1 protein-coding gene is annotated in these 664 nt (G+C 64.8%); it reads right to left on the bottom strand.

Annotated features, from left to right (window positions below; all coding sequences use genetic code 11):
• The coding region (locus EOA38_RS38235) for an ATP-binding cassette domain-containing protein (protein ID WP_145966360.1) at window positions 1-664 on the bottom strand (664 nt) is incomplete at both ends.

Raw genomic sequence — 664 nt, 5'->3', positions numbered from 1 at the left:
ATCTGCAGCTCGCGCCGCAGCGGCCGCATGGCGTTGAAGGAAAGCTGGTTGATGTCGCGCCCGTTGAAACCGATCGTGCCCGTGGACGAAATCATCCGGGCGAGCGCCAGGCCGAGCGTCGTCTTGCCGGAACCGGATTCGCCGACGACGCCGAGCGTCTGGCCCGCGCGCACGGTGACGTCGATGCCGTCCACCGCTTTCACATGGTCGACGGTGCGGCGGAAGAAGCCCCGCTTGATCGGGAACCAGACCTTGATGTCCTTGCCCGTCATCACAGCCTTGGCGGCGGCGTTCGCCGCCGGCGGCTTGCCTTTCGGCTCGGCGGCCAAAAGGTGCTTGGTATAAGCGTGCTGCGGGTTGGCGAAGATCTCCTTGGTCGGCCCGGTCTCGACGATTTTGCCCTTGGTCATGACGCAGACGCGGTCGGCGATTTTTCTCACGATGCCGAGATCGTGGGTGATGAACAGCATCGACATGCCCTTGCGGCTTTTCAGGCCCGCCAGCAGTTCGAGTATCTGCGCCTGCACGGTGACGTCCAACGCTGTCGTCGGCTCGTCGGCGATCAGCAATTCCGGCTCGTTGGCCAAGGCCATGGCGATCATGACGCGCTGCCGCTGGCCGCCGGAGAGCTGGTGCGGATAGGCGTCGAGCCGCTTCTGCGGAT

The organism is Mesorhizobium sp. M1E.F.Ca.ET.041.01.1.1 (assembly GCF_003997355.1).
Classification (GTDB): domain Bacteria; phylum Pseudomonadota; class Alphaproteobacteria; order Rhizobiales; family Rhizobiaceae; genus Mesorhizobium.
This window is presented reverse-complemented; position numbering and strand designations above follow the sequence as displayed.